Origin of the sequence: Roseomonas sp. TAS13 (genome assembly GCF_001950415.1) — a bacterium.
GTDB classification, from domain to species: domain Bacteria; phylum Pseudomonadota; class Alphaproteobacteria; order Acetobacterales; family Acetobacteraceae; genus Roseomonas; species Roseomonas mucosa.
Map to the genome: position 1 here is coordinate 1 of NZ_BDLP01000194.1, position 8187 is coordinate 8187.

Sequence of the window (8187 nt, forward strand, 5' to 3'; positions counted from 1 at the left end):
GCAGCACGCGGTAGCGGCTGCCGGGCGCGAGGCGGTTGGCGAGGGTTCCGGCGGCACGGCCGACCTCGTGGTCGGCATGCGGCGCCAGGGCGAGACAGGGGATGCCGGCGCTGGCGGCGAAGGCGACCGGCAGTTCGCGGCCGCCGATCACCTGGTCGCAGGCGGCGACCCAGCCCTTGAAGCGGGCCGGGGTCATCTCCCGCCGCCAGGAGGCGGCGTCCTCCGGCCCAATCTCCACGACCGGGGAGCGGGGCAGGAAGCGGGCGGCGCAGTCGCGGATGGCGCGCAGGTCGTCGCTGCCGCCCTCGCCCTGCCGCACCACCGGCAAGGGCACCACGGTCCAGCCGTCATAGGGGGCAAGGTATTCCGCGACCAGGGCTTCGTGCTTCGCGAAGACCTCGCGCGTCTTCTGGCTGTCGCTGACCGAGAGGCCCAGCCTCGGGCCGGGAGGGGGAGCCTGGGGCAGTTCCGGCAACAGGTCGCCCTCGGGGAAGGCTTCCAGCCCCGCCCACCAGGGACAGCGCCATTCCACCATCGAGCCCAGCGTGCGGTGGTCGCGGGCACTGGCCTCGTCCAGCGCCTCCAGCACCGCGCGCACCTCCGGCGCGGGGCGGTAGAGCGGCCCCCAGGGGAAGATGGAGAGGCTGCGCAGCCCGGTCCGCAAACCCCGCCCGCGCAGCAGGCCCAGGCGCAGGATCAGGTCCACCGCCCGGTTGTGGTCCGACATGGGCCCGGTCAGCAGGGCGCGCCGCGCCTCGGCCGGGGTCGGGGTGTTCGGCGGCAGCAGGCTGGCGAGCGGCAGGATGCGCGCCGTCGCCTCCGGATCGTCGGTGGCGACGAGGGCGGCCCGGCCCAGCGGTGCGGCGGCGTGCTGCAGCGCCGCCTCGCCCGCCAGATCGCCGCGCCCGAACTCGCCGAGAAAAAGGGTGGGTTCGGGCGTCATCCCGGATGCTCCTCCAGCCCGATGCAGGCCGAGCCGGCGGGAAGCTGGTTGGCCAGGGTCACGAAGACGCGGCGCACGCTGTCATCCTCCATCGGCGAGAGGCCGATGGTCGGCACCCCGGCGCCCAGCCCGTGGATGCAGTTGTGCTTGCGCTGCGAGACCAGCGTGTCCAGCCGGGCGATGATGCCCTTCAGCCGGCGCGGCGTGACCTCGCTGCCCCAGAAGCCGCGCTCGGTGAGCTGCGGCGCCACGATCTCCCGGTCCCCAAGGAACATCCCGGCGAAGCGGTGGAAGCCGCTGCCGTCGTCCTCCTCGTCGGAATCGACATGCAGGGTGGAGCAGATCGGCACCACCGCATGGTCGGGGAAGCGGGCGAGCAGGGTGCGCACCGTGCCGCCATCCGCCTCCAGGCAGCGGGCCATCTGGTTCGTGTTGATGATGGAGATGCCGAGCAGCTTCCGGCCACGCGGCAGGATCGCCTCCGCGAGATCGCCCTCCGCCGCGATGGCGCGCTCGGGGTAGCGGGTGACGCCCGGCACCACCGGCACGCCCCATTCCGCCACCATGTCCACCGAGCGGTGGTCGCGCACGGTGAAGGAGGCGAGGTTCTCCAGCACCCGGCCCAGCAGCGGGTGCGGCCAGCCCTCGCCCGGTCCGTACTCCATGCCCGCCCCGGCGATGCGGGCGATGCCGATGTTGTGGACATGGACAGGGATGCCGCGATCCAGCGCGGCCGCCATCCAGGGCAGGTACTCCTCGAAATCCGCCCGCCCGCCGATGCCGCCGCCGCCATAGACGACGCGCTGCGGATCCAGCGCCAGCATTTCCTCCAGCGTGGCGAAGGTGCCGGCAAGACCCGGCACGCAGCGATTCGTCCAGGCGGGATTCTGCGTGAAGGCGAAGGCGCCGCCGGAGGGAGGCTCTCCCGGCGGGAATTCCTGCATCGCCTCGATGAGGCAGAGTTCGTCGCCCAGGTTGCCGTAGCCGTAGGCGCCGATGAAGGCGGTGCGCATGGCAGGTGGGTCGCATGGCCCGGCCCCGCCGCGCAAGAGGCAAACTCGCGCATCGCGCGAGTGAAGGGCGGATTTCCACACTCCGAAAGCCGGAAGTCTGGAACTGTGCGAGGGCTTTCCGGAGCGGCATCCCCGGACGCACCTCGGTGAGCGGACCCGAAGGTATCCGTGGGACAGCCCCACGGAAGTCCGGCCGGCTTTGTGTGACCCATATGGCAACCCGAGGCGGCCTGCGCGCTTGTTGCCGATATGGCAGCCTCCCTGAAGAGGCCTGCCGCGCAACGATCTGGAGCGGAACATGTCGATCATCGGCTGGCTCATCCTCGGGCTGATCGCCGGCTTCATCGCCAGCAAGCTCGTCAACAAGACGGGCTCGGGGGTGATGCTCGATATCATCCTGGGCATCGTCGGCGCCGTGGTCGGCGGCTGGCTGTTCAGCGCCTTCGGCGGAGCCGGTGTGACCGGCTTCAACATCTACAGCATGATCGTGGCCGTGATCGGCGCGATCATCGTGTTGCTGATCTACCACGCGGTGGCCGGCCGGCGGACCGTCTGAAGACGCCCGGGGGCCACCCGCTCCCGGCGGCGCAACAAGGCCCGGCAGGCAAGTTTTCCAGCAAATTCCCGGAGAAGACACGGACATGGACGAGAACAAGATCGAAGGCACGGCCCGGAACCTCGGCGGCAAGGCCGAGGAGGCCACGGGCAAGCTGACCGGCGATGCCAAGACCCAGGCGGAAGGCAAGGCCGATCAGTTCTCCGGCAAGGCCCAAAAGACCTATGGCGACGCCAAGGAGGCCGCTTCCGACGCGGCGGACGGTGCGAAGGAAGGGGCCGCCAAGCTCTCCGAGAAGGCGGGCGAGGGCTATGACCAGGCCAAGGCCGCGGTGAGCGACGCGGCGGAAGGGGCCACCGGCGAGATCGCCCGCCTGCGCGCCCAGGTCGAGGAGCTGATGCGCGAGCGCGTGAAGCCCGCCCTGAACGACGCCGCCCACAAGGCCAGCGACTATGCCCACCAAGCGCGCGACACGATCGGCGAGAAGGCTGGGCAGGCCGGCGAGACGATCAAGGAGCGCCCGCTGCTCTCGCTCGCCATCATTGGCGTGGTCGGCTTCGTCATCGGCCGGTTGACCTCCGACCGGCTCTGATCCGGGCGGTCCGCCGCCTTCATTCCGAAGAGCAATCCGGCGCCCGGGGAGAAATCTCCCCGGGCGCCAGTTCCGTTCCGGGGGTGTGGCGTTTGCTTGTGGCCGGCCCCGGGGGAGGCCCGCCTGCCCCCCGGGACGGCGCAAGGCCTGCCGGGATCAGCCGGCCATGACCACCTGCGCTCCTCTGGCCGGGTGGCCGGGGCGGAGCTGGAGGCTTTCCTCCCCCCGGAGGCGGGACAGGAGCTCCGCCCGGCGCTGACTGGCATGGGCGAGATGCCGCTCCCGCACCGGGCCGTAGCCCCGGATCTGTTCCGGCAGGGCGGCGAGTTCCACCGCCACGGCGTGGTTGTGCGGGTTGAGGCGGCGCAGCACCTCCTCCATGTCCTGCTCGTAGGCGGCCAGGATCTCCCGGTGCATCCGCCCGTCGGCGCTGTGGCGGAAGGGGTCGAGCACGGTGCCGCGCAGGCGGCGCATCCGGGCCAGGACGCGCAGCGCGCGCAGCATCCAGGGGCCGTAGCTTTGCTTGCGCGGCTCGCCGGTCTCCGGGTCCTTCCGCGCCCAGAGCGGCGGCGCCAGGTGGAAGTTCAGGCGCCAGTCGCCCTCGAACTGCTCCTCGACACGGCGGAGGAAGCTGGTTTCGGTGAAGAGCCGCGCCACCTCGAACTCGTCCTTGAAGGCGAGGAGCTTGTGGTGATAGCGCGCCACCGCCTCGGCCAGCTCGACCCGGCCAGGCACGCGCTCCGCCTCCGCAGCGCGTATCCGGGCCACGAAATCGCCGTAGCGGCGGGCATAGGCGGCGTCCTGGTAGGCCGTCAGCTCCTTCAGCCGGCGCTCCACCAGTTCGTCCAGCGTGGCGGAAAGGCGCAGCGAGGGCACGCGGCGCTCCGTCGGGTCGGCGGCGCGCTGCACCGCCTCCAGGTCCAGCACCGCCTGCCGGCCCCACTGGAAGGCACCTTGGTTCATCGCCACCGCGGCGCCGTTCATCTCGATCGCCTTGAGGATCGAGGCGGCCTCCAGCGGGATCAGCCCCTTCTGGTAGGCATAGCCCACCATGAAGAGGTTGGTGGCAATGGAATCGCCCAGCAGGGCGGTGGCGAGCCGCGTGGCGCCGACGAAGATCGCCGCGCCCTCGCCGCCGCAGGCCTCGTCGATCTGCCGCTCCATCTCCGCCAGCGGGAACTGCGGGTCGCGGTGCCGCGCCACGTCGCCGCTGCGGGCCTGGGCCGCGAAGCCGCGCACGAAGTCGCTGGTGACGGAGAAGTCGCTGTTCACCACGGCATGGGTGAGGCCGGCGCGCATTCGCGTCAGGCTTTCCTCCGCCGCGGCCACGACGATGTCGCAGCCGAGCACGAGATGCGCCTCCCCGGCGGCGAGGCGGGCGGCGTGGATCTCCTCCTGCCGCGCGGCGATGCGCAGATGCGACCAGACCGGCCCGCCCTTCTGCGCCAGCCCGGCCATGTCGAGGGCGGAGATGCCTTTGCCCTCCAGCGTCGCCGCCGTGCCGAGCAGCGCGCCGATGGTGACGACGCCGGTGCCGCCAACGCCGGTCACCAGGATGCCGTAGGGTTCCGCCAGCGCCGGCTTCGGCGGCTCGGGCAGGGCCGGGAGGGCGGCGGCGGCTTCCGCCGGAGCGGCGGGCGCATCGCCCTTGCCCTCCACGGAGGTCTGACCGCCCGAGGCGCCCAGGCCGCCGATCGGAGCCAGCGCCTTGCCCTTGCGCAACTGCCCGCCCTCCACCGTGACGAAGGAGGGGCAGAAGCCGTCGAGGCAGGAGAAGTCCTTGTTGCAGGAGGACTGATCGATCTGCCGCTTGCGGCCGAACTCGGTCTCCACCGGCACGACGGACATGCAGTTGGACTTGGCCGAGCAGTCGCCGCAGCCCTCGCAGACGCGTTCGTTGATCACCACGCGGCGCGCCGGATCGGCCATCAGCCGGCGCTTGCGGCGGCGGCGCTTCTCGGCGGCGCAGGTCTGGTCATAGACGAGCACGGAAACGCCGGAATATTCGCGCAGATCGCGCTGCACCCGGTCCAGCGCGTGGCGCTCGAACAGCGGCACGTCCCCCGGCAGCGTCACGCCGTCATAGCGGGCGAGGTCGTCCACGACGACCACGACGCGCTCCACCCCCTCCGCCCGCACCTGCGCCACGATCTGCGGCACGGTGAGCGTGCCCTCCACCGGCTGGCCGCCGGTCATCGCCACCGCGTCGTTGAACAGGATCTTGTAGGTGATCGGCACGCCCGCCGTGACCGCCTGCCGGATCGCCAGCAGGCCGGAATGCGAGTAGGTGCCGTCTCCCAGGTTGGCGAAGACGTGCTTCGTTTCCGTGAAGGGCGCTTGCCCGATCCAGGCCACGCCCTCGCCGCCCATGTGGGAGAAGGTCTGCGTGCTCTCGGCGCGCAGCCAGGTGGCCATGTAGTGGCAGCCGATCCCCGCCAGCGCGCGGCTGCCTTCCGGCACCACGGTCGAGCTGTTGTGCGGGCAGCCGGAGCAGTAGTGCGGCACGCGCAGCGCCGTGGTGCGCGGCCGGGCGAGGGATTCCTCCTTCGCCGCCAGGAAGGCTAGCCGTTCGCGGATGCGCTCGCCAAGCGCGAAGGGCAGGTCGTGGAAGCGCCCGATGCGGCGGGCGATGACGCGGGCGATCAGCGCCGGCGTCAGCTCGCCCGCGGCGGGAAGCTGCCAGTCATGCACCGGCAGCTCCCACTCGCCCTTGTCGTCGTACTTGCCGATGACGCGCGGGCGCACGTCCTCGCGCCAGTTGTAGAGCTGTTCCTTGAGCTGGTACTCGATGACCTGGCGCTTCTCCTCGACGACCAGGATCTCCTCCAGCCCCTCGGCGAAGTGGCGCACGCCCTCGGCATCCAGCGGCCAGGGCATGCCGACCTTGAAGACGCGCAGCCCGATCGCGGCGGCCTGCGCGTCGTCGATGCCGAGCTGGTCCAGCGCCTGCCGCACGTCGAGATAGGACTTGCCCGTGGTGACGATGCCGAGCCGCGGGCGCGGGCTGTCGATCGCCACGTGGTTCAGCCCGTTCAGCCGCGCATAGGCCATGGCGGCATAGGCCTTGTGACGCTGCAGCCGCATCTCCTGCGCCAGCGGCGAATCCGGCCAGCGGATGCCCAGCCCGTCGGGCGGCAGCGGGAAATCCTCCGGGATGCGGGTGGCGATGCGGAAGGGATCGAGCGAGATGCCGGAGGAGGTCTCCACCGTGTCCGCCACGACCTTCAGCGCGACCCAGCAGCCGGAGAAGCGCGACATGGCCCAGCCATGCAGGCCGAAATCCAGGATCTCCTGCACGCTGGCCGGGTTCAGCACCGGCATCATGGCGGCGGCGAAGATGTGGTCGCTCTGGTGCGGCAGGGAGGAGGACTTGGCGCCGTGGTCGTCGCCCACCACGGCGATGACGCCGCCGAAGGGGGAGGTGCCGGCGGCATTGGCGTGCTTGAACACGTCCATGGTGCGGTCGGCACCCGGCCCCTTGCCGTACCACATGCCGAAGACGCCGGCATGTTTCGCGCCGGGAAAGAGGTTGACCTGCTGCGTGCCCCAGACGGCGGTGGCGGCGAGGTCCTCGTTCAGCCCGGGCTGGAAGCGGATGCGGTGCTCCTCCAGCGCCTTGCGCGCCTTCCAGAGCGACTGGTCCAGCCCGCCGAGCGGCGAGCCGCGATAGCCGGAGATGAAGCCCGCCGTGTCGAGCCCGGCGGCGGCATCGCGCTCGCGCTGCAGCATCGGCAACTGCACCAGCGCCTGGATGCCGGAAAGATAGCGCAGCCCCGTGGCCGGGGCGGCGGCGGGAAGCGGCGCGTCAAGCATGGCGCGGCGCCCCGCCGGTAAGCATGCGGGCCATGCCGGGATGGTCCCGGTGCCCCGGACCCTGGCGGGCCGGGATTCTTCCCTCGGAGACAAGAGGTGAAACGCTGGCGACGGATCGCTGCATGGACGCTTCTCCTGCTTCTTTTGACTTTTATCTTACATCGGTCTTTCTCATCTTTCGTTGCGTCGATCCGCATCTGGCGGGAGGATCGCGCATGGTTCTTCCCCTGAAAGCCGCCGCGGCGATTGGAATATGCGCATAGCCCTGGATGCCATCGACCTGCGCCTGCTGGCCGCGCTGCAACGGAATGCCTCGCTTTCCAGCACCGAACTGGCCGAGCAGGTCGGGCTCTCCCAGGCGCCCTGCTGGCGCCGCGTGCGACGGCTGGAGGAGGCCGGACTGGTCCGGCGCCGCGTGGCGCTGCTGGACCGCAGGCTGCTTGGCCTGGAACTGATGGTCTTCGCCCAGGTGAAGCTCGCCACCCATGGCCGCGACACGCTGCCGGGCTTCGAGGACGCGGTGCGGCGCCGGCCGGAGGTGCTGGACTGCTTCTCCCTGCTGGGCGGGACGGACTACCTGCTGCGGATCGTGGTGCCGGATGTCGATGCCTATGAGCGCCTCTACCGACACCACCTGTCGCAGCTTCCCGGCGTGCGCGAGATCATCTCCAGCATCGTGATGTCGGAGATCAAGATGACGACGGAACTGCCGCTGCCAGGGCCTCAGGCATCGGTGTCGTAGCGCCGCGCCTCGTGGCAGCCCCCGGCCGAGGCTCCGCCTGCCCCCGGAAGCCCCACCGCCGGGAACATGGCATGTCCCCGGACCCCGCCTTGTGTTGGTTCGGGGGGCAAGGTCGGCCCCTGGCTCGATCCCGGGGGGCAGGCGGACCAGCGCGCCCTATCAGGCCAGGTCGCGGATCCGCCGCATCACCCGGGCGAAGCGGCGGGCGATCCCGGCCTGCCGGTGGTGCATGCCGTCGCGCACCACCCAGCGGCCGCCGGCCATCACGTCGCGGACCGGTGTGGTGTTGCCGGAGAAGACCCAGGCATCCAGCAGCGCGTCGCCTTCCCGCCCGATCAGGGCCGGATGTTCCGTGTCCAGCACCAGGAGGTCGGCGCGGCAGCCCGGCGCCAGGCGCCCCATGGGCTGGCCCAGCGCCTGGGCGCCGCCCAGCGCCGCGCGTTGCAGCAGGGCGAGGCCCACCGAGGCGCCGGGCCGCGTCTCGGTGACGTTGCCTGTCTCTTGATCACATCTACGCACAGCTCCACC

7 protein-coding genes are annotated in these 8187 nt (G+C 71.1%); 3 read left to right on the forward strand and 4 right to left on the reverse strand.

Translation table 11 applies throughout. From position 1 onward, the window contains the following. The coding region (locus tag ROTAS13_RS14890; protein ID WP_139323373.1) for a polysaccharide pyruvyl transferase family protein at positions 1-943 on the reverse strand (943 nt) is incomplete at its 3' end. Further along, positions 940-1956 (reverse strand): polysaccharide pyruvyl transferase family protein, encoded by a 1017-nt coding sequence (locus ROTAS13_RS14895; protein WP_019462934.1) that lies wholly within the window; start codon positions 1954-1956, stop codon positions 940-942. The genes ROTAS13_RS14895 and ROTAS13_RS14890, both read right to left, overlap by 4 nt. Before the next feature lie 298 nt (positions 1957-2254). Here ROTAS13_RS14895 and ROTAS13_RS14900 point away from each other — a divergent pair, with 298 nt between their 5' ends. Further along, positions 2255-2512 (forward strand): GlsB/YeaQ/YmgE family stress response membrane protein, encoded by a 258-nt coding sequence (locus ROTAS13_RS14900; protein WP_019462935.1) that lies wholly within the window; start codon positions 2255-2257, stop codon positions 2510-2512. 85 nt (positions 2513-2597) lie between these two features. Continuing rightward, positions 2598-3104 (forward strand): CsbD family protein, encoded by a 507-nt coding sequence (locus tag ROTAS13_RS26365; RefSeq protein WP_075822729.1) that lies wholly within the window; start codon positions 2598-2600, stop codon positions 3102-3104. Between the two features lie 156 nt (positions 3105-3260). Here the strand turns inward: ROTAS13_RS26365 and ROTAS13_RS14910 are convergent, their stop codons facing one another. Continuing rightward, positions 3261-6917 carry an indolepyruvate ferredoxin oxidoreductase family protein gene (locus ROTAS13_RS14910; RefSeq protein ID WP_075822730.1) on the reverse strand — a complete coding sequence of 1219 codons (3657 nt, stop codon included), beginning with the start codon at positions 6915-6917 and terminating at the stop codon, positions 3261-3263. Between the two features lie 253 nt (positions 6918-7170). On the opposite strand from ROTAS13_RS14910, the gene ROTAS13_RS14915 reads away from it, so the two are divergent. Beyond that, positions 7171-7659, forward strand: a complete 489-nt coding sequence (locus tag ROTAS13_RS14915; protein WP_019462938.1) for an Lrp/AsnC family transcriptional regulator — start codon at positions 7171-7173, stop codon at positions 7657-7659. A gap of 159 nt (positions 7660-7818) precedes the next feature. Here ROTAS13_RS14915 and ROTAS13_RS14920 read toward each other — a convergent pair. Then, positions 7819-8187, reverse strand: a 369-nt coding sequence (locus tag ROTAS13_RS14920; RefSeq protein ID WP_139323374.1) for an amidohydrolase family protein, incomplete at its 5' end; no start/stop codon positions are given.

Excerpts from the sequence above, each read along its gene's own strand:
- ROTAS13_RS14895 (WP_019462934.1), bottom strand. The coding sequence starts at position 1,956 with ATGCGCACCGCCTTCATCGGCGCCTACGGCTACGGCAACCTGGGCGAC.
- ROTAS13_RS14900 (WP_019462935.1), top strand. The coding sequence starts at position 2,255 with ATGTCGATCATCGGCTGGCTCATCCTCGGGCTGATCGCCGGCTTCATC.
- ROTAS13_RS26365 (WP_075822729.1), top strand. The coding sequence starts at position 2,598 with ATGGACGAGAACAAGATCGAAGGCACGGCCCGGAACCTCGGCGGCAAG.
- ROTAS13_RS14910 (WP_075822730.1), bottom strand. The coding sequence starts at position 6,917 with ATGCTTGACGCGCCGCTTCCCGCCGCCGCCCCGGCCACGGGGCTGCGC.
- ROTAS13_RS14915 (WP_019462938.1), top strand. The coding sequence starts at position 7,171 with ATGCGCATAGCCCTGGATGCCATCGACCTGCGCCTGCTGGCCGCGCTG.